Here is a 22028-nt window from a genome sequence, read left to right as displayed (position 1 = left end):
AATGCAGTATTTGTATGCACCATGGCGAAGTGAGTATTTTGAAAAAGAAAAGAGCGAGTGCCCTTTTTGTGATTGTGCTAATAAAATCAAAAGCGACGAAGAATTAGGAGTGATTTTTAGAGCTAAGTATTGTTTTGGCGTGATGAACCGCTATCCTTATTCTGCAGGGCATTTTATGATAATACCTTATTTGCATGAAGAGCATATAGAAAATTTAAGTGATGAAGCTTGGCAAGAGATAAGTCAATTTGTGCGTCTAGGGGTAAGAATTTTAAAAAGTGAACTCCATGCAGGTGGGGTAAATATCGGTATGAATTTAAGTAAAGATGCGGGTGCTGGGATAGCTCCTCATTGTCATTATCACCTAGTGCCGCGTTGGGTAGGGGATACTAATTTTATCACCACTATAGGAGAGACTAGGGTTTGTGGTACCAATATAGAACAAGTTTATCAAAAACTTGTTTTGGCGTTTAAAAATGTTAAATGAAGTAGATTTTGCAGAATTTCAAAAAGAAAATTTCTCTCTTTTAATCGATGCAAGAAGCCCTAGAGAATTTTTGCATTCTCATTTGATAGGAGCTTTAAATTTTTATGCTTTAAATGATGAAGAATATCAAGAAATAGGAACAATTTATAAAAAAAATCAAGCTTTGGCTAAGGCTAGGGGTGCGAGTTATATTTGTCAAAATATGTCAAAGCATATCTTAGAGCTTGCCCACAAATTCCGTATAGGAGATAAGATCGGAATTTACTGCTCTCGTGGGGGTTTGCGTTCAAAATCTATTGCAGTGATTTTGAGCGAATTGGGCTATAGAGTGGTGCGTTTAAAGGGTGGCTTTAAAGCTTATAGAAGTTTTTTGGCGCATTATTTTGATAATGAAATAAATTTAGATTTTTTTGCTCTTTGTGGTAATACAGGCTGTGGAAAAACAGAACTTTTGGAGCTTTTGCCCCATCATTTAAATTTAGAAAAAATGGCAAATCATCTAGGATCATCTTTTGGTGATATTTTAGGAAAACAACCTACGCAAAAAGCTTTTGAAGCAAACCTTTTTTATACTTTAAACTCTTTAAAAGATTTTATCTTTATAGAGAGCGAAAGTCGTAAAATAGGTGAAATAGTTTTACCTTTAAAGCTTTATGAAAAAATGCAAAAAGCATTTAAAATTCATTGTTTTTGTTCTTTAGAAAAGCGCATAGACAGGATACAAAAGATCTATCAAGAAAAAATGACTCCTTTAAAATTTAAAGAATGTCTTGCTAAGATCAGTCCTTATATCAGTGTAAATTTTCGTCAGGATTTGCTAAAAAGTTATGAGCAAAGAGAATGGCAAAGGCTTATTGCTTTGCTTTTGGCTTATTATGATAAGAGTTATAAAAAGCCACAAAAAATAGATTTTGAGCTAAACACTGATGATATCTTCAAAGCCAAAGAAGAGCTTTTAGGCTATTTTAAAACGCAATTGCTTTTTTAATACTAGATAATTTCTACTTTTAATTTAAAAAAAACTTTTACCAAATCATCAAAATTTTCTTTATTATCTTGCAAGAATTCTTTTTTATTGTTTTGGTTTAGCCCCAAATTTTTATTTTAATGCTAGTAAATTTGAATTATAGAGAAGTAAAATATTTTTTAAAATACCTATTTATAGTAATTTAAGATAAAAAAATAAATTTTGATAAAAAAAATATATAAAATATTTCTTAAATTTATATTTTTTTAAACCATTTTAAATATAATTATCTCGCAATTAAATTTTGTAAGAAAGGACAGGTAAATGAATGCGATAAATTCAAGTTTTATTGTGTTGTGTACTTTGCTAGTTTTGCTTATGACTCCAGCTTTGGCAATGTTTTATTCAGGTATGGTAAGAAGTAAAAATACTCTTAATACTATAATGAATTGCTTTATTGTTTTTGGTGTTATTACTTTACAATGGGTAGTGCTTGGATTTAGTCTTTCTTTTGGTAAAGATGAAGGACTTGGGCTTGTAGGAAATTTCGAGAATTTCCTCTTAGAGGGTATTAGCGGATACAACGCTTCAGGCGTTCCAAATATTCTTTTTGTGATTTTTCAAATGATGTTTGCACTTATTGCATCTGCCATCATAACAGGCTCTTTGGTGGGAAGAATTAAACTGGGTGTTTTGGTGATATTTCTACTTTTTTGGAGTACTTTAGTTTATGATGTGTTAGCACATATGATTTGGAGCAGTGAGGGATTTTTGCTTAAAAGAGGAAGTCTTGATTTTGCTGGGGGCGGTGTTGTGCATATTAGCTCTGGGGTTGCTGGACTTGTAGGAGCTTTGATGGTAGGCGCTAGAAAAAGTGATGATGAGGATAAAAACGCGCATTCTATTCCTTATGCTTTCTTAGGTGCGATTTTGCTTTTTATAGGATGGTTAGGTTTTAATGCTGGAAGTGCTGGCGAAATGAATGATGTTGCTATCAATGCTTTTATAGTAAGTATTATATCAGCAGCTTGCGGCTTTTTATCTTGGGTGGTACTTGAGTGGCTCATCCATAAAAAACCGACTATTTTAGGTGGACTTAGTGGGCTTGTAGCAGGGCTTGTGGGAATTACTCCAGCTTGCGGTTATGTAGATATTTATGCTTCTCTTGTTATAGGGACTTTGTCTTCTGTGTTTTGTTATTTTGGTTTAAGTTTTATTAAATACAAACTCAAATGGGATGATTCTTTAGATGCCTTTTCTTTACATGGAATCGGAGGTATTTGGGGAGGAATTGCCACAGGGCTTTTTGCAAGTGCTAAAGTAAATCCTAATGTGATTGCCCAAAATGCACTTGGCGAGGGATTTTTTATCAGCGGAAGTTTGGAACTTTTAAAAGAGCAAATTTTTGCTATTGTGATTTGTGTGGTTTTGTCAGCTCTTATAAGCTTTGTTATTTTTAAGATTATCTCTTGTTTTACAGACTTAAGAGTAAAAGAAGAAGTAGAGCAAAAAGGCTTAGATGTGAGTTTGCACGGAGAAAAAGCTTATACTTTAGCTTAGTTGGCTAAATTTTTACTAAAAAGTCCTTGTAATCATAAACAAGGACTTCAAAATCATTCTTAATTAAAATCAGACAAATACTTTAAAATAAAGTGGATAAATTCATCACTATCATTTGGGCAAGTGATTAAATCATAATCGCACTTTGCTAAATGTTTATACTCCATACCTAGCTCAAAAATCGTTTCAGAACAATCAATGCAAAAAGAAATAGGGTAAATCAGAGCTTTATCGTTTAAATTTGCCAAAACATCGCTTGTATTTGGTTCAAGCCATTTTACAGGGCCTAGTTTAGACTGATAAGCTAAAATAAATTCATCAAAATGATCTTTTAGCTTTTCTTTTAAAATTTCTACATGATCATTTACATGCTTTTCATATAAATCACCTTTATCAATAATGCTTTGTGGTAAAGAATGCGCTGAAAAAATCAAAATTTTGGCATCAAATTTACTTTTTTTAGCCAAAATGTGCGAAACTATCATCTCGTTATAAAGCTCATTTTTGTAAAAAATATCTATAGTTTTTACTTTTGCTTGAATTTTTTGCTTTGAAATTTCATTTTGCAGAACTTCTAAAGATGAAGTTACTGTGGTGCAAGAATGGTGCGGATAAAGTGGAAAAAGAATGATTTCATCACTTGCATTTAAAGTGTATTTTTGCAAAATTTCTGTGGCAAAAGGAGGAACATAAAGATTTACAAAATCAAATTTAAATTCATCTTGTTTTAAATTAAGCTTGTCACACAGGCTTTGAGTAAGTTCGTTTAAAGGGGATTTTCCGCCCATTTTTTTATAGTTTTCTTGCATGGCTTTAACGCGAGCCTTTGTTATGATCCATGCTACAAATTTTCTTAAAAATCGATTTTTGATTCCTAAAATATAAGGATCATTAAACATATTTTTTAAAAAAACTTCACAATCTTGTAAATTCGTAGCTCCGCCCATATTTAAAAATAAAACTAATTTCACGCAAACCTTTCTAAAATTTCTTGAACTTTGTAAGCATCGCTCGTGCTGGCTAAATGATTGGGTTGATTATCGATAAGTTTTAACAAAGCTTCGTGTTCTGAAAAAAGTGGACTTTGTTGAGTAAGTTCTATAAAATTTCCATCTTTTAATAAAGAAAAGTCATTTAAATTGGCTTCATAAAAATGATTTTTAGTAATAAGATGAATTTTTCTTAGTTTTTGTGTGCTATTCCAACTTTGATGTATGCTAGCAATACATTTTTCAAGCTCACATAGAATAATGCTTTCACTTTCTCTTGTTTGATCTTGGGTGTATTTTTTAAGCAAATTGGTTTTTGTTATTTCTTGTTTGCTTAAAAAACAAAGCAAATCAAGATCATGCACAGCCAAATCTTGCAAAATCCCTACATCGCTGATTCTTTGTGGGTAGGGTGAAAATCTTTGTATGTTAATGCTGATAATTTCTTCATTTTCAAGCTCTTTTTTTAGGGCTAAAACCGCAGGATTAAATCTTTCGCAAAAACCTACACCTACTTTTATGCTGTATTCTTTAGCTAAATTTGAAATTTCGTCTATTTCTTTTAAATTTAGAGCTAAAGGCTTTTCGATTAAAACGCATTTGCATTGTTTAAAAACTTTTTTTGCTATTGTTAAATGTGAATTTGTAGGTGTTGCTATGATGATAATATCATTATTTTGATTTAAAAATTTATCCAGATCATCATAAAAAATATCATCAAAAATATTTAGGTTTGGATTTTTGCAAAGATCAAAAAGTGCATTAAGTTTAAAATGAGAATTTTTACTAAGTTCATTTAAGTGGTTTTGCCCCATTTTTCCAAGGCCTATGATACCTATTTTCATGGAATCAATCTTTAAAAATACAAATAACTTGCTCTTGCTCTTCTTCACTTAAAAAAGGTGAAAAAGGCAAAGATAAGATGTGTTCGCTTGCGTATTCTGAATTTTTAAGTTCTAAATTTGAAAACTCACTAAAGCAAGGTTGTTTATGCAAAGGGGTTGGATAGTGTATAGCATAAGGTATATTAGCTTTTTCAAATTTTTGCAATACACTAGCTCTATCTTCAACTAAAACGCTGTATTGTGCATAAGCACTAAAAGCATTTGGATTAATTTGTGGAATTTGGCAGTTTTTTAAATTTGCATTATAAATTTGTGCTAATTTTTGTCTTTTGTCTAATTCTTTTTCTAGGTATTTTAACTTAACATTTAAAATCGCTGCTTGTAAGGTGTCAAGGCGTCCATTTATACCTATAAATTCATGTTTATAACGCTGAGTTTGTCCGTGATTGAGTAAAATTCTTATTTTTTTAGCAATTTCATCATCATGGCAAAAAATAGCCCCGCCATCGCCATAAGCTCCCAAAGGCTTCGAAGGAAAAAAGCTTGTGCATGAAATTTTAGCTATAGAGCAGGATTTTTCTCCTTTGAAACTTGCGCCAAAACTTTGTGCACCATCTTCGATCAAAGTGATATTTTTATCTTTTAAAATTTCTTCTAAAGCCCTTAAATCACTCATTTGTCCAAACATACTCACTGCTATAACAGCTTTAGTTTTTGGAGTTATTGCTTTTTGCACTGCTTTAAAATCAAGATTGTAATTTGATAAATTTATATCTACAAAAACAGGTTTTGCACCTACCAAGGCCACAACTTCAGCTGTTGCTATGAAAGTAAAACTAGGCACTATAACTTCATCATCTTTACCAATATCTAAGACTCTTAAGGCAAGGTATAAAGCACTAGTTCCACTTGAGCAACCTATAGCGTGTTTAACACCTAAGAAATGAGCTAAATTTTGCTCAAATTCGTTAAGCTTTGCACCGCCTATGAAAGAAGAGCTTGATAAAACGCTTTCAATTTCAGCATTGATTTCATCTTTGTATGCGCGATATTGGGCTTGAAGATTGATAAAATTCATAAAAAACCTTAGAGAAATAAAATTAAATAAAAATGTTTATTGTATTTTAGTTTTACTTAATTTAAAGTAATTTTGGTATGATATGTTTTTATAAAAATTTCTTTAGGAAAATTCATGGATATTAGAAAAGCTTATTTGGATTTTTTTGCATCAAAAGGACATGAGATAACCCCGTCAAGTCCTTTAGTTCCTGATGATGCAACTTTACTTTTTACCAATGCGGGCATGGTGCCTTTTAAAAGTATATTTACAGGAGAAATTCCACGCCCAAACCCTCCACGCAAAACAAGCTGTCAAACTTGTATAAGAGCAGGTGGAAAGCACAATGACTTAGATAATGTTGGCTATACCGCACGCCATCATACTTTTTTTGAAATGCTTGGGAATTTTAGTTTTGGAGATTATTTTAAAGAACAAGCCATAGCTTATGCTTGGGAATTTGTAACTGAAGTTTTAAAACTACCTAAAGATAAACTTTATGTAACCGTGCATGAAAACGATGATGAAGCTTTTAATCTATGGCAAAAACACATTCAAAAAGAAAGAATTTACAAATTTGGCGATAAAGATAACTTCTGGCAAATGGGCGATACTGGTCCTTGTGGTCCTTGTAGTGAGATTTTTTATGACCAAGGACAAGAGCATTTTAACTCAAGCGAAGATTATATGGGCGGAGATGGAGATAGATTTTTAGAAATCTGGAATCTTGTTTTTATGCAATACGAAAGAAGTGCTGATGGAGTGCTTAGCCCACTGCCAAAGCCAAGCATTGATACAGGAATGGGGCTTGAAAGGGTAACAGCGATTAAAGAAGGTAAATTTAGCAATTTTGATAGCTCGCTTTTTATGCCAATCATCAATGAAATTTCAAAACTTTGTAATAAAACTTATGTTTATGAAAGCGGAGCAAGTTTTAGAGTCATAGCTGATCATATAAGATCAAGTGTATTTTTGCTTGCACAAGGGGTAAGTTTTGATAAAGAAGGTAGAGGTTATGTTTTGCGTCGTATTTTGCGTCGTGCTTTAAGACATGGATATTTGCTAGGTTTTAAACAAGCTTTTATGTATAAACTAGTTGATATTGTGTGCGATTTAATGGGCGGACATTATACCTATCTTAATGAGAAAAAAGACTTTGTAAAAGAACAAATTCGCCTTGAAGAAGAAAGATTTTTAAGCACTATAGAAAATGGGATTGAAATTTTTAATGAAGAGCTTAAAAACACTAAAGAAATTTTTAGCGGAGAAGTAGCCTTTAAGCTTTATGATACTTATGGTTTTCCGCTTGATTTAACGGCTGATATGCTAAGAGAAAAAAATCTTAAAGTTGATGAAGAAAAATTTGAACTTTTCATGAATGAGCAAAAAGCACGCGCTAAGGCTTCTTGGAAAGGAAGTGGAGATAAAACTGCAAGCGGAGATTTTAAAAACTTACTTGAAAAATTTGGAGAAAATCATTTCGTAGGTTATGAAAAAGCAGAATGCGAAAGTAAAATTTTAGCCCTTTTAGATGAAGATTTTAAAGAAGTTTCCACCCTTAAAGATGCGGGTTGGGTGATGCTTGAAAACACACCTTTTTATGCAACAAGTGGGGGGCAAAGTGCTGATAGTGGATTTATAGCTAAGCGTGAAGTTTTAGATACGCAAAAGTTTTTTAATCTCAATCTTAGCTTTATAAAAGCAGGCGAAGAACTAAAAGTTAACGATATAGTTCATGCAAGAATCGATACAGAAAAAAGAGAGCAAATCGCACGCCACCACTCAGCCACTCATCTTTTACATCATGCTTTAAGAGAAATTTTAGGTTCTCATGTAAGCCAAGCAGGATCTTTGGTTGAAAGCAATAAACTAAGATTTGATTTTACTCATCATAAAGCTTTAAACAAAGAAGAGCTAGAAAGCATTGAAAAAAGAGTCAATAAAATGATTATAAACTCAAGCGAAGCTATCTTAGAAAATATGCCTTTAGAAGAAGCTAAAAAAAGCGGTGCTATAGCATTGTTTAATGAAAAATACCAAGGCAATGTGCGTGTTTTAACTCTAGGTGAAAGCAAAGAACTTTGCGGGGGAACTCATGTTAAAAATACTGCTCAAATAGGAAGTTTTTACATAGTTAAAGAAAGTGGTGTGAGTGCTGGGGTGAGACGCATTGAAGCTGTAGTTTCTAAAGCGGCTTTAGAATTTGTAAAAAATCAACTCGAAGAACTTTCTAAAGTAAAAGATGAACTTAAAAATAATGATATTTTAAGCGGGGTTAAAAAAATTAAAAATGAAATTTTAAGTTTAAAAAATGAGCTTAAAAACTCAAGTAAAACAGAGCTTGATTCTAAAAATATCCAAGGTGTTGAAATTTGCGTAAAGCGTATAGATAATGGCGATATTAAAGCTATGATTGATGATTTTAAAAACAAATTTGCTAAAGCGGTGATTTTACTTATCCAAGTGAAAGATGAAAAAATCACTTTAGCAGCTGGTGTTAAAGATGCACCTTTAAAAGCAGGAGCTTTGGTTAAAGAAGCGGCGCAAATTTTAGGCGGAAATGGCGGTGGAAGAGATGATTTTGCTACTGCAGGTGGAAAAGATTTAAGCAAAATTGATGAAGCTTTAAAACAAAGCTTAGAAACGATAGAAAAAGCACTTTAATGTTAATTCTTGCTTCAAATTCCATTTCAAGGGCTAACTTGCTTAAAACCGCAAAGATTGATTTTAAGCAAGTTAGTTTTGATTATGATGAAAATTTAAATAAAAATATTTCACCTTTTTTATATGTTCAAAAAATAGTTCTTGAAAAAGAAAGACAATTTTTAAGTACTTTAGGCAAAGATTTTCAAAACCAAAATTTGCTTTTTGCAGATAGTATAGTTTGTATAGATGAAAAAATTCTTACCAAAACAAAGGATAAAAAAGAAGCTTATGAAATGCTTGCCTTGCAAAATGGAAAGTATGCAAGTATTTTATCGGCTTTTTTGCTTGTAAAACCTGAAAAAAGAGTTTTTTCTCTTTCAAAAACTACGCTTTATTTTAAAAATTTTGATGAAAATGCTTTAAGAGATTATGTAGAAAATGATCTTTATAAAGGCAAGGCGGGTTGTATTATGTGTGAGGGTTTTCATCAAAATTTCATCACCCAACAAGTAGGAAATCTAAGCACTGCTTTAGGGCTTGATATCCAAACTTTAAAGGCTTATTTATGAAAATATTAAAATATATTTTTTCATTTTTTACTCTTTTGTTTATAGCTGGATTTATTTATGCGGCTTATCTTTTCACAAGTGTTGATACTGAGGGTTATACTTTTAAAGAATATAAACCTCCTCTTACAACACAAATTTATGATAGAAATGGTAAGCTTGTGGCTAATATTTTTGAACAACATCGTTTTTATGCTCCTTATGAAGAGCTTCCTCCACGCCTTATAGAAGCTTTGGTTGCTATAGAAGATACAAGCTTTTTTGAACATAATGGAGTTAATATCGACGCCATTTTTAGAGCTGCCGTAAAAATTATAAAAAGTGGTGGAAAAACCATGGAAGGAGCTTCCACTCTTACTCAGCAATTTATTAAAAACACGGAATTAACCCCAGAAAAAACTATTACGCGTAAAATTCGAGAAGCTTTGCTTGCTTATAAAATGGAAACCATTTTAACTAAGGAACAAATTTTAGAAAGGTATTTAAATTTTATCTTTTTTGGACATGGGTATTATGGAGTAAAAACCGCAGCTTTGGGGTATTTTCATAAAAATTTAAATGAACTAAGCCTTAAAGAGATTGCTATGCTAGTAGGTATGCCAAAAGCACCTAGCAGTTATGATCCTACAAAGCATTTAGATCTTTCCATCTCAAGAGCAAATAATGTTATTTCAAGAATGTATAATCTAGGTTGGATTTCAAAAGCAGATTATGATACAGCCATTAAAGAAATTCCGCAAGTTTATGATGATACGCTTACTCAAAATGCTGCTCCTTATGTTGTAGATGAAGTGATTAAACAATTAAGCCCTAATATCAAAGACTTAAAAACAGGTGGATATAAAATCATTTTAAATATAGACTTAGATGTTCAAAATATGGCGCAAAATGCTTTAAAATTTGGTTATGATGAGATAGTAAAACGCGATAAAGATGCAAATTTAAGCACTTTAAACGGAGCTATGGTCGTGGTAAATCATCAAAGTGGTGATGTTTTAGCTTTGGTAGGCGGGGTTGATTATGAAAAAAGTAATTATAACCGTGCTACTCAAAGTATGCGTCAACCTGGAAGCTCTTTTAAACCTTTTGTGTATCAAGTGGCGATTAATTTAGGATATTCGCCTATGAGTGAAATTGCTGATATTTCTAGAATTTTTGAAGGTGGAGCGGGTAATAATGAGGATTGGAAACCTAAAAATGAAGGGGGTAAATTTTTAGGTTTAATTACCTTAAAAGAAGCTTTAACAAGATCAAGAAATTTAGCTACCATTAATCTCGCACTTGATATGGGGCTGGATGTTCTTTACTCTAAGCTAATGGAATTTGGATTTAAAGATATACCGCCTAATTTATCAATCGTATTGGGAAGTTTTGGTATTTCTCCTTTGGAGTATTCGAAATTTTATACCATGTTTGGGAACTATGGTACGATTAAAGATCCTCAAATTATCAGACAAGTTCAGGATAAAACCGGTAAAACCATCATGGAATTTAACTCAAATGAGCGTAAAGTCAGCGATGAAGCGCAAAGTTTTCTGGTTTTAGATATGATGAGAAATGTTGTTGAAAAAGGCACAGGGCGTAATGCAAGAGTAAAAGATATAGAAATAGCAGGAAAAACAGGAACAACGAATAAAAGTGTTGATGCTTGGTTTTGTGGACTTACGCCTGAAATAGAAGCAATCATTTGGTATGGAAATGATAACAACAAGCCTATGCGTTATACAGAAGGTGGGGCTAGAACAGCTGCTCCTGTGTTTAGAGAATTTTTAACTCAATATATAGAAAAATTCCCTGATACAACTAGAAAATTTAGCATTCCTAATGGAGTTTATCGTGGAAATTATAAAGGAGAAAGTGCTTATTATACCACCAAATCACCATTACCAAAAGCAAATATGAAATTTAATGAAAGCGAGATTATATTTTGAAAGTAGAAAGATCTACTTTCAAAATGATTAAGCTTTTTTGATGATTATTTCATCATCTTTTGCATCAATGATAATGCTATCATTTTCATGAAGTTCATCAGCAAGTATCATATCGCTTAATTTATCTTCTATAAGATCATAAATAGCTCTTCTTAAAGGTCTAGCGCCAAAATCAGGGTCAAAACCATCTTTAGCGATTAAAAGGGCTGCATTTTCGCTTAAACTTGCTTTTATTCCCTTGTTTTCTAAGCTCATTTGTAAATCTTTAAATAAAAGCTTGACTATTTCATAAGCTTCATCTTTTCCAAGTGGATTAAAGGTGATAATATCATCTAAACGGTTTAAAAACTCAGGTTTAAAGAAATTTTTTAACTCATTTTTTACCGCATCTTCTTGTTCTTTTCCACTTAAATTCATAATGGCACTTGAGGCGATATTAGAAGTTAGAATGATAATGGTATTTTTAAAATCCACTGTTACACCTTTGCTATCGGTTGCTCTACCATCATCTAAAATCCCTAAAAGCACATTAAATACATCTTTATGTGCTTTTTCAACTTCATCAAACAAAAGCACGCTATAAGGTTTTCTTCGTACGGCTTCAGTAAGCTCTCCACCTTCTTCATGTCCTATATATCCTGGAGGCGCACCTAAGAGTCTTGAAACACTATGTTTTTCCATAAATTCACTCATATCAAAGCGAATCATTGCTTTTTCATCATCAAATAAAAATTTTGCCAAAGCTTTAGCCGATTGTGTTTTTCCTACCCCTGTTGGCCCTAAAAATAAAAAGCTTCCTATAGGTTTATTGTCCGCATTAAGCCCTGCTTTGTTACGTTTAATGGCTCTAGCTAAAGCACTTAAGGCCTTATCTTGTCCTATGACACTTTCTTTTAAATGTTTTTCCACTTCTAAGAATTTTTGTTTTTCAGAAGTTAACATTTTTTGCACGCTAATACCCGTCCATTTGCTTAAAATTCCAGCAACCAAATCCTCATCCACTTGATTTTTAAGTAAAACTCCATTTTCACTCATTTTTTTCCATTTATCTTCTAAGATTTCTACTTCTTTTTCAAGACTTGGAATTTTTCCATACTCTAGCTCGGCTGCTTTTTGAAATTCACCTCTAGCTTTAGCCAAAGAAGCTTCATTTTTAAGCAGATCAATTTCTTTTTTCTTAGCACTTATGCCATCAAAAACACTTTTTTCATTTTCAAACTGTGAATTTAGGGCATTTTGTTTTTCTTTTAAATTAGCTAGTTCTTTTGCGATTTCATCGAGTCTTTTTTGATTTTTTTCATCATTTTCCATTTTTAAAGCTTCATTTTCAACTTCTAAAGTTTCTATATCTTTGCGTACTTTTCTTAAAGAACTTGGTTCGCTTTCAATTTGCATTTTTAGTTCAGCTGCAGCTTCATCGATTAAATCAATGGCCTTATCAGGTAAAAAACGATCTGTTATATAACGCTTTGAAAGTTTAGCTGCGGCTACTAAAGCACTATCATTTATGGTTACATTATGATGAATTTCAAGCTTTTCTTTTATACCCCTTAACATAGCCAAAGCCTCATTAACACTTGGCTCACCTACATTTACAGGTTGAAAACGGCGTTGCAAGGCTGCATCTTTTTCAAAATATTTACGATATTCTTTTAAAGTAGTTGCACCTATGGTATGGAGTTCACCTCTTGCAAGAGCAGGTTTTAAAATATTTGCCGCATCCATGCTGCCTTCACTCGCTCCAGCTCCTACTATAGTGTGAATTTCATCGATAAAAAGAATGATATTTTCACTTTTTATCACTTCATTAACCACAGCTTTTAATCTATCTTCAAATTCTCCTCTGTATTTTGCACCTGCAATTAAAGCACTCATATCAAGAGCGATGACTTTTTTATTTTGCAAAGATTTTGGAACATCTTTTTTAATAATTCTTTGTGCTAAAGCTTCTACTATAGCTGTTTTTCCTACGCCTGGTTCACCTAAAAGTATAGGGTTGTTTTTGGTTTTGCGTATTAAAATTTGCATTAAACGTTCGATTTCTTCTTCTCTGCCTATAACAGGATCAAGTTTACCCTCGCTTGCCTTTAAGGTTAAATCTATACCAAATTTATTTAAGCTGTCTAAGGTTTCATCGCTTGTTTTGCTATCGATTTTGCGTCCCGCTCTTAGACTTTCAAGCTCTTTTTGAAATTCTCTTAAATCTAAAAATTGCGCCAAAATTTCTTTAATAGGACTTTTTTGACTTTCACTTATAAGCCAAGTATCCACACTTAAATAACTATCTCCATTAGCACTCATTAATCCTTTAGCATTTTCTAATGAATTTATAAGTTCATTGGAAAAGCGTATATTTTCACGGTTTACATTTGAACTCGTTGCAAGTTTTGAAATTCTGCTTTTAATTTCAAGCTCTAAGGCTTCTTTAGAAATATTTAATTTATTTAAAATTTGATTTAAAATACTTGCATTATCTACGCTTAAAGCCCATAAAAGATGTAAAGGTACAACTTCATTATTTTTAGAATGTATAGCTAAAGATGCTGCACTTTCAAGGTTTGAAAGCATATTATCAGTTAAAAAATCTTGTATATTTGCCATGTTTTATCCTTTATTTAGTTTATATACTTGCTATTATATAACTTTAGTCATATAATGTCAAGTTAATTGAGTAAAATTTTTTAAATAATAGGACAAATGACTAATTTTAGATTATTTCATAAACATATCTATAGCCTTGTTTAGTTCTTTTATACTTTGAATATCATTTTCTTCTATAGCATGTACCATACAATGAGCTAAATGTTCTTTTAAAACTACTTTTGCAGTATTGTTAACTTCGGCTTTTACGGCAGCAAGCTGGATTAAAATTTCACTACAGTCTTTGTCATTTTCAACCATTCTTTTAATAGCGCTTAAATGCCCTATGGTTCTACTTAGACGATTGCAAACTGCTTTAAGATGTTTTTGAGAATGTGTATGAGTATGTTTTTCTTGGCACATTGTATTAACTTTCTTTTTGGAATTTTTAGTCTATTTTAACATATTTTTAAGAATTTAAATTTATTTACGAAGTTTTAAGCAATTTTTATTAAAATTTACTCTTTAAACTAATTAAACTAAAACTCAATGATGGAGCTTATTTTGAAAACAAAACGATTTTTTGCGGGTCTTGCAGGCTTTGCCACTACTTTTATTTTATGTCTATTTTTAACAAGTCATTTACAAGCTAAAGTTGATCAAAAAGAAGAGCAGGTTCAAAAACGCCTAGAAGCTTTAGATAAGCTTACAAAAACTCTTGCTATAGTAGAGCAATACTATGTGGATGATCAAAATATCAGCAATTTGGTGGATAAATCTTTATCAGGACTTTTAAGCAATCTTGATGCGCATTCTTCTTTTTTAAATGAAAAAGATTTTAATGATATGAAAATTCAAACCAATGGTGAATTTGGTGGCCTTGGTATAACCGTAGGTATGAAAGATGGCGCTTTAACAGTTGTTTCTCCTATAGAAGGAACACCAGCAGATAAAGCAGGGATAAAATCAGGAGATATTATTTTAAAAATTAATGATAAGGCCACTTTAGGAATTAATCTCAATGATGCTGTAGATAAAATGCGTGGTAAGCCAAAAACTCAAATCACTTTAACCATTTTTAGAAAAGGTACAACAAAACCTTTTGATGTTACACTTACAAGAGAAATTATTAAGATAGAAAGTGTTTATGCAAAAATGATAGAAAATGAAAACATTCTTTATCTTAGGGTTACAAATTTTGATAAAAATGTTGTAGATGTGGCAAGTAAAGAACTTAAAAAATATCCTAATGTTAAAGGAGTTATTTTAGATCTTAGAAATAATCCTGGTGGACTTTTAAATCAAGCCATAGGACTTGTAAATTTATTTGTAGATAAAGGTGTTATTGTTTCTCAAAAAGGACGCATCGCAAGTGAAAATCAAGAATATAAAGCCGATCCTAAAAACAAAATTTCTAATGCTTCTTTGGTTGTGCTTGTAAATGGTGGAAGTGCTAGTGCAAGTGAAATCGTAAGTGGAGCTTTACAAGATCTTAAACGCGGTGTTATTGTGGGTGAAAATACTTTTGGAAAAGGTAGTGTTCAGCAAATCATACCTATTAATAAAACTGAAGCTTTAAGGCTTACTATCGCAAGATATTATCTTCCAAGCGGGCGTACTATTCAAGCAGTGGGTGTAAAACCTGATATTGAAGTTTTTCCAGGTAAAGTAAATACTCAAGAAGATGGTTTTTCTATAAAAGAAAGCGACTTAAAACAACATTTAGAAAGCGAGCTTGAAAAAATAGATAAAAATAAAAAAGAAGATAAACAAGAAAATAAAGACAATAAAAATCTAATCAGTCAAAAACAAATCAATGATGACGCGCAGTTAAAATCAGCTATTGATACTATTAAAATTTTAAATATCAAACAAGGACAATAAAATGACAAAAAAAGAAATGCTTTACGAAGGAAAAGGTAAAAAACTTTTCAAAACTGATGATGAAAATTTACTAATTAGTGAGTTTAAAGATGATTTAACTGCTTTTAATGCAGAAAAAAGAGGCAATGAAAGTGGAAAAGGTGCATTAAACTGTAAAATCAGTACTGAAATTTTTCATTTGCTCGAAAAAAATGGGATTAAAACCCATTTGGTAGAAACTATAAGCGATACAGAGCAAGTGGTTAAAAAATGTAAAATTGTTCCTATTGAAGTTATAGTACGCAATGTTGCAACAGGTTCTCTTACAAAAAGACTGGGCATTAAAGATGGCACTGTGCTACCTTTTGCTTTGGTGGAATTTTGTCTTAAAGATGATGCCTTAGGCGATCCTTTTATCAATGATGAGCATTGTTTGATTTTAAATTTAGTGCAAAATGAAGCTCAAATTAGTGAAATTAAAAATATGGCTAGAAAGATTAACTCTATTTTAACTCCATTTTTTGACAATAAAAATTTAAGGCTGATTGACTTTAAAATCGAACTGGGTTTAACTAAAGATAATGAACTTGTTTTAGCCGATGAAATAAGCCCTGATAGTTGTAGATTTTGGGATAAATTTAGTAATGAAAAATTAGACAAAGATAGATTTCGTCAAGATCTAGGTAATGTAAAAATGGCTTATGAAGAAGTTTTAAAAAGAATATTAAATTAAGGAAAAATATGGAAGTTATTGTAAATATTTCTTTAAAAAATGGGGTTTTAGATCCACAAGGCAAAGCGGTGGAAAAAGCTTTGCATTCTTTAAATTTTAATAGTGTTAAAGAAGTAAAAATAGCAAAACAAATCAAAATTTCTCTTGATGAGAAAGATGAAAAATTAGCCAAAGAACAAGTAAAAAAAATGTGTGAAGAGTTGTTGGTAAATAGCGTCATTGAAGATTATGAGCTTATAATTGAGAAAGAGTAAAATGAAAGTTGCTATTATTAGATTTCTAGGGACAAATTGTGAATTTGATACAGCTTATGCCTTTGAAAAACTTGGAGTAAAAACGCAGATTATTTGGCATGAAGAAAAAGAATTTGATGCAGATTTAGTTGTTTTGCCAGGCGGATTTTCTTATGGAGATTATCTAAGATGCGCAGCTATTGCAAAACTTGCTCCTGCTATGCAAGGTGTTTTTAATCATGCAAAAAAAGGAGGATATATCTTAGGTATTTGTAATGGTTTTCAAATTTTACTTGAAAGTGGTCTTTTAAAAGGTGCAATGAAGCATAACAACAATCTTAGCTTTATCTCAAAAAACCAAAGTTTAAGAGTGGTTTCTAATGATAATGCCTTTTTGAAAAATTTCAAAAAAGATGAAATTATTAGTTTACCAATTGCCCATGGAGAGGGAAATTATTACGCTGATGAGACTACTTTAAAAGAATTGCAAGATAAAGATCTTATTATTCTAAAATACGAGCCAAATCCAAATGGTTCTGTATTTGATATCGCAGGAATTTGTGATGAAAACAAAAAAATCTTTGGACTTATGCCCCATCCTGAGCGTGCTTGTGAAAAAGTTCTAGGTAATGATGTAGGTTTAAAAATGCTTAAAGGCTTTTTATCTTGAAAATTTTATTAACTTTAATTTTTAGCATTGTTGTATTGTTTGGCAGGGGTGAAATTTCTGTATTTAGCGGCCAAGATGAAAATATGCAAAAAGAATTACAAAAATTACCCCAAGAAGAACAAAAAATTTATCAAAATATTCCGCCAAGTGATGAAAACAATGACTTTGAAAGCAATGTAGATGATCCTTTTGTAGCCAAAGGGAGTTTGGTTCTTACAAATGATGAATATCCAAGTAGAGTATATGTTGGAGAAGTTTTTCCTATTACGATCTATGCTCGCACTACGGAAAATACAAAATTTGATTTTAACATAAGCGTAGAAAAAACTAATTTATCTTTTTTAAATCCAGATGCAAAATGGGAATTTATCAACAATGAATATAAAACAACTTTATGGTTTGAAGCCAAAAATTCAAATGCTAGTTTGAGTAAAATTTCTATCAAACTTCTTAGAAATAATGAAGCTTTTCAAGAGGCTGATATCAATCTTAATCCTATCAAATTTGAAAATACTTTATCCAATAAGGATTTTTCACACCTTGTGGCAAGTTCTTTGGAAATTAAAAAAGTTAAAGCGAGTTATTTTGATGATGCTAATATCATTATGATGGTAGAACTAAACGCAACCAATACAAATCTTAAAAGCTTTTTTATAGAAGGAATTCAAAAGCAAGGTATTGAAAATTTAAAAGGGGATTTTAATGCTTCTAGTGCTTTTTATTATGCTATTTTGCCATTAAGTAAAACAAATTTTGAATTTTCGTATTTCAATAAGGACAGTAAAAAGCTTGAAAATATAAATTTAAAACTAAAAATTAGTGACGATGAGATCAGCACTCAGAGTGATTTAAATCCTGTAAATAAAGACTTAAATATTTATAAACAATATACCTTATGGTTTTTAGCGGTTTTATTTGGAGCTTTATTTGTATGGAGAAAAAATTACATTATTCTGGCTTTGGCAGTTGTTTGTTTTGCACTTAGTTTTCTTGTAGATACCAATACTCAAAATGCAATTATCAAGGCTGGTTCTAGGGCTAAAATTTTACCTACAGAGCCTTCAACTTATTTTTATACGGCAAATGCAGATGAAAAAGTAGAAGTTTTAGGCAAACGACAAAATTATATTAAAGTACTGTTTTCCGATGGAAAAATAGGTTGGGTTAATAAAGATGATTTACAAAAAAATTAAAGCTCTTTATTTTTGGATTTTTTTTGTTTTAAGTGTTGCTTTGGTGATTTTTTGTTTTTGCTTTACAAAATCTCAAAACACACTTTGGAAAATCCGCAAAATTTGGGCTAAATTTCAAAGATATACCATCTCTTATAAACAAGAAATCATTGGTACTTTTAATCCACAAGCTCAGATGATTTTAATGAATCATCAAAGTGCTTTAGATATCATCGCTTTAGAAGAATTATATCCTAAAAATTTATGCTGGATTGCCAAAAAAGAATTAGGAGAAATTCCTATTTTCAAAGTTGCTATGAAAAAACCAAAACTTCTTTGTATAGATAGAAAAAATCCGCGTGATTTGGTACGAGTTTTAAAAGAAGCAAAAGAAAGAATTAGTGAAGATAGGGTTTTGGCTATTTTTCCAGAAGGAACTAGATCTAAAAATGAAAAAATGCTTAAATTTCAAAGTGGAGCAAAAATTTTAAGTGAAAAATTAAATCTTAAAGTTCAACCCATTTTAATTGTGGATTCTGCAAAAATTTTAGACACAAAAAGTTTTAGTGCAAGCAGCGGAGTGCTTAAAATCATTTGTATGGATTTAGTCGATACAAATGATGACAAATGGCTTGAAAACACTAGAAAAAAAATGCAAGAATTACTCGATCAAGAAAGAGCTAAGCTTTGCTAAATACCCTTTTAGTTGTTGGTTTTTGGGGATTTATAGGAGCAATCTTAAGAATGCTTTCTATAAATTTAGTGAATAAATTTTTTCCTTATTCTATCAGTTTTGGAACTCTTTTTGTTAATGTTTTGGGTTCTTTTATCATAGGACTTTTGTTTTCTTATGCACAAAATAAAGGTTTATCTCCTTTACTTAAAAGCTTTATAAGTACAGGTTTTTTAGGAGCTTTTACAACTTTTTCTACTTTTTCTTATCAAAATTTACTTCTTTTGCAAAGTGGAAATTATCTTCATTTTGCGTTAAATATTATCTTAAATGTCTTTCTTTGCTTATTTGCCGCATGGCTTGGTTTTATAATTTTCAAATAAATCTTTAAATTTACTTTAGAATTTGTATTTTTTGCTAAAATACCACTTTAAAAAATTACAAAGGAAGTTAAAATGCAATTTCAAACCGAAGTCAATCAGCTTTTACAGCTTATGATACATTCTTTATATTCTAATAAAGAAATTTTTTTAAGAGAGCTTATTTCAAATGCAAGCGATGCTTTAGACAAACTTAATTTTTTAAGCGTAAGTGATGATAAATATAAAAGCTTAAAATTCGAACCTAAAATTGAAATCAAAATTGACAAAGATAAAAAAACTTTAAGCATTAGTGATAATGGTATAGGTATGGATAAAGATGATCTTATTAACAACCTTGGAACCATAGCAAAAAGCGGTACTAAAAGTTTTTTAGAAAATTTAAGTGGTGATGCTAAAAAAGATTCTCAACTCATAGGACAATTTGGAGTAGGTTTTTATTCTGCTTTTATGGTGGCTAGTAAAATCGAAGTTTTAAGCAAAAAAGCTTTAGATGATAAAGCTTATCTTTGGAGTTCTGATGCAAATGGTTATGAGATTAATGACGCAAACAAAGAAGAACAAGGAACAAGCATTACTTTATACTTAAAAGATGATGAGTTTGCTAATACTTATAAAATCGAAAGCATTATAGAAAAATATTCTAATCATATTCAATTTCCAATTTTCATGGAAAAAGAAGAATTTACTCCTGCTAAAGAAGGCGAAGAAGAAGGAAAAACTGAACTTAAAATTTCTCAAATCAATAAAGCCAACGCTTTATGGAGAATGCAAAAATCAAGCCTTAAAGTAGAAGATTATGAAAGATTTTATGAGCAAAATTTTCATGATTCAAACAAACCTTTACTTTATCTTCACACCAAAAGCGAAGGAAAATTAGAATACAATTCTTTATTTTTCATACCACAAAATGCACCTTTTGATTTATTCCGTGTGGATTATCAAAGTGGCTTAAAACTTTATGTAAAACGCGTATTTATCAGCGATGACGATAAAGAACTTTTACCAACTTATTTGCGTTTTGTGCGGGGGATTATCGATGTAGAAGATTTACCACTTAATGTAAGTCGTGAAATTTTACAAGAAAATCAAATTTTAAAAGGTGTTAAAGAAGCTAGCGTTAAAAAGATTTTAGGTGAACTTGAAAAACTTAAAAACAATGATAAAGAAAAATACTTATCTTTCTTTAAAACCTTTGGCAAGGTATTAAAAGAAGGACTTTATGGTTTTGGCGGAGAAAAAGACAGTCTTTTAAAACTCATGCTTTATAAAAGCACCAAAGGTGAAAATTTACGCTCTTTAGAAGAGTATAAAAATGACCTTCAAGGCGAACAAAAGGAAATTTTTTATATAGCAGGAAATAATGAAAGTTTATTAAGAACCTCTCCTTTGCTTGAAGAGTATAAACAAAAAAATATAGAAGTTTTACTCATGGATGATGAGATTGATTCTTTGGTAACTCCTATGCTAGAATTTGAAGGTTTGAAATTTGTAGCTATTAATCAAGTAGAAGATAAAAATGAACTAAGCGATGAAGAAAAAAATACTTTTGCTCCACTTGTAGCTAAATTTAAAGAACTTCTAAAAGATCAAGTTGAAGATGTAAGACTAACCAGTCGTTTAAAAGATAGTCCAAGTTGTATAGTTTATGATAAAAATAAACCTGATTTTGCTATGCAACAACTCTTAAAACAAATGGGTCAAGAACAAAATTTCAAACCTATTTTAGAAATCAATCCAAAACATGCTATTTTTACAGGTCTTAAAAACAACGAAAGTTTTAGTGCAGATATAGCAACCCTAGTTTTAAATATGGCAAAACTAAGCGAAGGTATGGGAGTGGATAATCCTGCTGAATTTAATGCAAGCCTTACAAAAATTATCAATAAGGCTTTTTCATGATAGAAAATATCCCTGCAAGTCTTTGGACAAAGCAAGATTTAAACGCATATCAAATTTTTGATGTGCGTACTCCTTTAGAATGGGAAGAGGGTATTTTACCTAATGCGCAATGTGTGGCTTTATATGATAATCAAGGGCTTTTAAATGCTAAATTTTTAGATGAATTTCAAAGCAAAAGAGATGAAAGTAAAAAACTTGCTTTTATTTGTCGTAGTGGCCATAGAAGCATGGTTGCAGCTGAATTTATAGCTGAAAAATTGGGACTTGAAAGCATCAATTTAGATGGCGGAATGCTAGCCCTTAAGGGTTATTAATGCTAGGAATTTATTTACTTATAGCAGCTTTGTCTTTTTTAGCTCTTTATTTTGCTGTTAAAAAGCTTACTTTAAATATAGATGAGCGAACTCTTTTAGAGCCTATTAAAATGGATATTTATCCAAAATTTTGTGATTTAATCGATGAAAAAATCAGAGAATTTAAAGAAAATATCCAAAATGCTAATTTAACATTAAAAAATTCTAATCAAAAAGATGAATTTTTAGAAAAACTTGGGGATTTAAGCAGAGAGTTGACTTTCATACAAACCATGAATTTGAGCAATAAAAACGATAGTATCTGGCAAAATGAACTTTTTTCTTTTTTAAAAGAATTAGAAAATTTATTGCTTGAGTATCTAGAAAAAGGCGAAGAAGAAGCTGAAAATTTAAGAGAATTTCTGATGGATGAATTTGAAAAACTAAAAGGTTAGGCATTGCAAGAAGAAGGAAATTCTTT

20 protein-coding genes and 1 pseudogene are annotated in these 22028 nt (G+C 31.0%); 16 read left to right on the top strand and 5 right to left on the bottom strand.

Annotation, left to right across the window (positions count from 1 at the left end):
• The first annotated feature begins 1 nt into the window (after position 1).
• From AJ889_RS03965 to AJ889_RS03955, 3 genes are all read left to right on the top strand, one after another.
• Positions 2–487: an HIT domain-containing protein gene (locus AJ889_RS03965; protein WP_002869533.1), complete on the top strand. Its 486-nt coding sequence runs from the start codon at positions 2–4 to the stop codon at positions 485–487.
• Positions 477–1475 carry a tRNA 2-selenouridine(34) synthase MnmH gene (mnmH, locus tag AJ889_RS03960; RefSeq protein ID WP_002869534.1) on the top strand — a complete coding sequence of 333 codons (999 nt, stop codon included), beginning with the start codon at positions 477–479 and terminating at the stop codon, positions 1473–1475. The genes AJ889_RS03965 and mnmH overlap by 11 nt, the downstream gene beginning before the upstream one ends.
• 303 nt (positions 1476–1778) lie before the next feature.
• Complete coding sequence (locus tag AJ889_RS03955) at positions 1779–3014, top strand: ammonium transporter (RefSeq protein WP_002855055.1); 1236 nt, start codon at positions 1779–1781, stop codon at positions 3012–3014.
• 59 nt (positions 3015–3073) lie between these two features.
• Here AJ889_RS03955 and hemH read toward each other — a convergent pair whose 3' ends face one another.
• From hemH to AJ889_RS03940, 3 genes are read right to left on the bottom strand one after another with little or no spacing between them, the layout of a single operon-like run.
• Positions 3074–3985: a ferrochelatase gene (hemH, locus tag AJ889_RS03950; protein ID WP_002859048.1), complete on the bottom strand. Its 912-nt coding sequence runs from the start codon at positions 3983–3985 to the stop codon at positions 3074–3076.
• The gene (locus tag AJ889_RS03945; RefSeq protein WP_002859910.1) at positions 3982–4848 is read right to left on the bottom strand and encodes a Gfo/Idh/MocA family protein; all 867 of its coding nucleotides are present in this window, start codon (positions 4846–4848) and stop codon (positions 3982–3984) included. Before AJ889_RS03945 ends, hemH begins: the two co-directional genes overlap by 4 nt.
• Positions 4849–4852: 4 nt before the next feature.
• Complete coding sequence (locus AJ889_RS03940) at positions 4853–5926, bottom strand: DegT/DnrJ/EryC1/StrS aminotransferase family protein (RefSeq protein WP_032584726.1); 1074 nt, start codon at positions 5924–5926, stop codon at positions 4853–4855.
• Positions 5927–6040: 114 nt separating this feature from the next.
• Between AJ889_RS03940 and alaS the strand changes: the two genes are divergently transcribed.
• From alaS to AJ889_RS03925, 3 genes are read left to right on the top strand one after another with little or no spacing between them, the layout of a single operon-like run.
• Entirely contained in the window at positions 6041–8569 is a 2529-nt protein-coding gene (alaS, locus tag AJ889_RS03935) for an alanine--tRNA ligase (protein ID WP_032584724.1), read from the top strand.
• On the top strand, positions 8569–9120 hold the full coding sequence (gene maf, locus AJ889_RS03930; protein WP_002886141.1) for a septum formation inhibitor Maf: 552 nt from the start codon (positions 8569–8571) through the stop codon (positions 9118–9120). Before alaS ends, maf begins: the two co-directional genes overlap by 1 nt.
• On the top strand, positions 9117–11048 hold the full coding sequence (locus AJ889_RS03925; protein WP_032584039.1) for a penicillin-binding protein 1A: 1932 nt from the start codon (positions 9117–9119) through the stop codon (positions 11046–11048). Before maf ends, AJ889_RS03925 begins: the two co-directional genes overlap by 4 nt.
• A 27-nt stretch (positions 11049–11075) precedes the next feature.
• Here the strand turns inward: AJ889_RS03925 and AJ889_RS03920 are convergent, their stop codons facing one another.
• Together AJ889_RS03920 and AJ889_RS03915 are read right to left on the bottom strand one after the other, a co-directional pair.
• On the bottom strand, positions 11076–13649 hold the full coding sequence (locus tag AJ889_RS03920) for an ATP-dependent Clp protease ATP-binding subunit (RefSeq protein WP_002867667.1): 2574 nt from the start codon (positions 13647–13649) through the stop codon (positions 11076–11078).
• Positions 13650–13760: 111 nt separating this feature from the next.
• Positions 13761–14051: a metal-sensing transcriptional repressor gene (locus tag AJ889_RS03915; RefSeq protein ID WP_002869864.1), complete on the bottom strand. Its 291-nt coding sequence runs from the start codon at positions 14049–14051 to the stop codon at positions 13761–13763.
• A gap of 126 nt (positions 14052–14177) precedes the next feature.
• On the opposite strand from AJ889_RS03915, the gene AJ889_RS03910 reads away from it, so the two are divergent.
• From AJ889_RS03910 to AJ889_RS03865, 10 genes and pseudogenes are all read left to right on the top strand, one after another.
• The gene (locus AJ889_RS03910; protein WP_002859915.1) at positions 14178–15512 is read left to right on the top strand and encodes a S41 family peptidase; all 1335 of its coding nucleotides are present in this window, start codon (positions 14178–14180) and stop codon (positions 15510–15512) included.
• Between the two features lies 1 nt (position 15513).
• Complete coding sequence (purC, locus tag AJ889_RS03905) at positions 15514–16224, top strand: phosphoribosylaminoimidazolesuccinocarboxamide synthase (RefSeq protein WP_002854922.1); 711 nt, start codon at positions 15514–15516, stop codon at positions 16222–16224.
• An 8-nt stretch (positions 16225–16232) separates the two neighbouring features.
• On the top strand, positions 16233–16478 hold the full coding sequence (purS, locus tag AJ889_RS03900; protein WP_002858611.1) for a phosphoribosylformylglycinamidine synthase subunit PurS: 246 nt from the start codon (positions 16233–16235) through the stop codon (positions 16476–16478).
• Position 16479: 1 nt separating this feature from the next.
• Positions 16480–17152: pseudogene (gene purQ, locus AJ889_RS03895) on the top strand (phosphoribosylformylglycinamidine synthase I).
• Complete coding sequence (locus AJ889_RS03890) at positions 17124–18320, top strand: SH3 domain-containing protein (RefSeq protein WP_002935280.1); 1197 nt, start codon at positions 17124–17126, stop codon at positions 18318–18320. Before purQ ends, AJ889_RS03890 begins: the two are co-directional and overlap by 29 nt.
• Positions 18301–18993, top strand: coding sequence for a lysophospholipid acyltransferase family protein (locus tag AJ889_RS03885; protein WP_002867672.1), 693 nt, complete (start codon positions 18301–18303; stop codon positions 18991–18993). Before AJ889_RS03890 ends, AJ889_RS03885 begins: the two co-directional genes overlap by 20 nt.
• Positions 18987–19355: a fluoride efflux transporter CrcB gene (crcB, locus tag AJ889_RS03880; protein ID WP_074484744.1), complete on the top strand. Its 369-nt coding sequence runs from the start codon at positions 18987–18989 to the stop codon at positions 19353–19355. The genes AJ889_RS03885 and crcB overlap by 7 nt, the downstream gene beginning before the upstream one ends.
• 72 nt (positions 19356–19427) lie before the next feature.
• Positions 19428–21254 (top strand): molecular chaperone HtpG, encoded by a 1827-nt coding sequence (gene htpG / locus AJ889_RS03875; protein ID WP_002866408.1) that lies wholly within the window; start codon positions 19428–19430, stop codon positions 21252–21254.
• Positions 21251–21568: a rhodanese-like domain-containing protein gene (locus AJ889_RS03870; protein WP_002870957.1), complete on the top strand. Its 318-nt coding sequence runs from the start codon at positions 21251–21253 to the stop codon at positions 21566–21568. The genes htpG and AJ889_RS03870 overlap by 4 nt, the downstream gene beginning before the upstream one ends.
• On the top strand, positions 21568–22002 hold the full coding sequence (locus tag AJ889_RS03865) for a hypothetical protein (RefSeq protein ID WP_002858595.1): 435 nt from the start codon (positions 21568–21570) through the stop codon (positions 22000–22002). The genes AJ889_RS03870 and AJ889_RS03865 overlap by 1 nt, the downstream gene beginning before the upstream one ends.
• Positions 22003–22028: the final 26 nt, after the last annotated feature.

Origin of the sequence: Campylobacter sp. BCW_6468 (genome assembly GCF_001762865.1) — a bacterium.
In the GTDB taxonomy this organism is placed as follows: Bacteria; Campylobacterota; Campylobacteria; order Campylobacterales; family Campylobacteraceae; genus Campylobacter_D; species Campylobacter_D jejuni.
Note: the sequence above shows the minus strand (reverse complement) of the source record. Positions and strands in the feature narration are given on the sequence as shown.

Bases quoted from the DNA above. Each gene is read 5' to 3' on its own strand.
- AJ889_RS03910 (WP_002859915.1), top strand. From the start codon at position 14,178: ATGATGGAGCTTATTTTGAAAACAAAACGATTTTTTGCGGGTCTTGCA.
- AJ889_RS03920 (WP_002867667.1), bottom strand. From the start codon at position 13,649: ATGGCAAATATACAAGATTTTTTAACTGATAATATGCTTTCAAACCTT.
- AJ889_RS03940 (WP_032584726.1), bottom strand. From the start codon at position 5,926: ATGAATTTTATCAATCTTCAAGCCCAATATCGCGCATACAAAGATGAA.
- AJ889_RS03865 (WP_002858595.1), top strand. From the start codon at position 21,568: ATGCTAGGAATTTATTTACTTATAGCAGCTTTGTCTTTTTTAGCTCTT.
- maf (WP_002886141.1), top strand. From the start codon at position 8,569: ATGTTAATTCTTGCTTCAAATTCCATTTCAAGGGCTAACTTGCTTAAA.
- AJ889_RS03955 (WP_002855055.1), top strand. From the start codon at position 1,779: ATGAATGCGATAAATTCAAGTTTTATTGTGTTGTGTACTTTGCTAGTT.
- AJ889_RS03885 (WP_002867672.1), top strand. From the start codon at position 18,301: ATGATTTACAAAAAAATTAAAGCTCTTTATTTTTGGATTTTTTTTGTT.
- purC (WP_002854922.1), top strand. From the start codon at position 15,514: ATGACAAAAAAAGAAATGCTTTACGAAGGAAAAGGTAAAAAACTTTTC.
- htpG (WP_002866408.1), top strand. From the start codon at position 19,428: ATGCAATTTCAAACCGAAGTCAATCAGCTTTTACAGCTTATGATACAT.
- AJ889_RS03870 (WP_002870957.1), top strand. From the start codon at position 21,251: ATGATAGAAAATATCCCTGCAAGTCTTTGGACAAAGCAAGATTTAAAC.
- mnmH (WP_002869534.1), top strand. From the start codon at position 477: ATGTTAAATGAAGTAGATTTTGCAGAATTTCAAAAAGAAAATTTCTCT.
- purS (WP_002858611.1), top strand. From the start codon at position 16,233: ATGGAAGTTATTGTAAATATTTCTTTAAAAAATGGGGTTTTAGATCCA.
- AJ889_RS03925 (WP_032584039.1), top strand. From the start codon at position 9,117: ATGAAAATATTAAAATATATTTTTTCATTTTTTACTCTTTTGTTTATA.
- AJ889_RS03965 (WP_002869533.1), top strand. From the start codon at position 2: ATGCAGTATTTGTATGCACCATGGCGAAGTGAGTATTTTGAAAAAGAA.
- alaS (WP_032584724.1), top strand. From the start codon at position 6,041: ATGGATATTAGAAAAGCTTATTTGGATTTTTTTGCATCAAAAGGACAT.
- AJ889_RS03945 (WP_002859910.1), bottom strand. From the start codon at position 4,848: ATGAAAATAGGTATCATAGGCCTTGGAAAAATGGGGCAAAACCACTTA.
- AJ889_RS03915 (WP_002869864.1), bottom strand. From the start codon at position 14,051: ATGTGCCAAGAAAAACATACTCATACACATTCTCAAAAACATCTTAAA.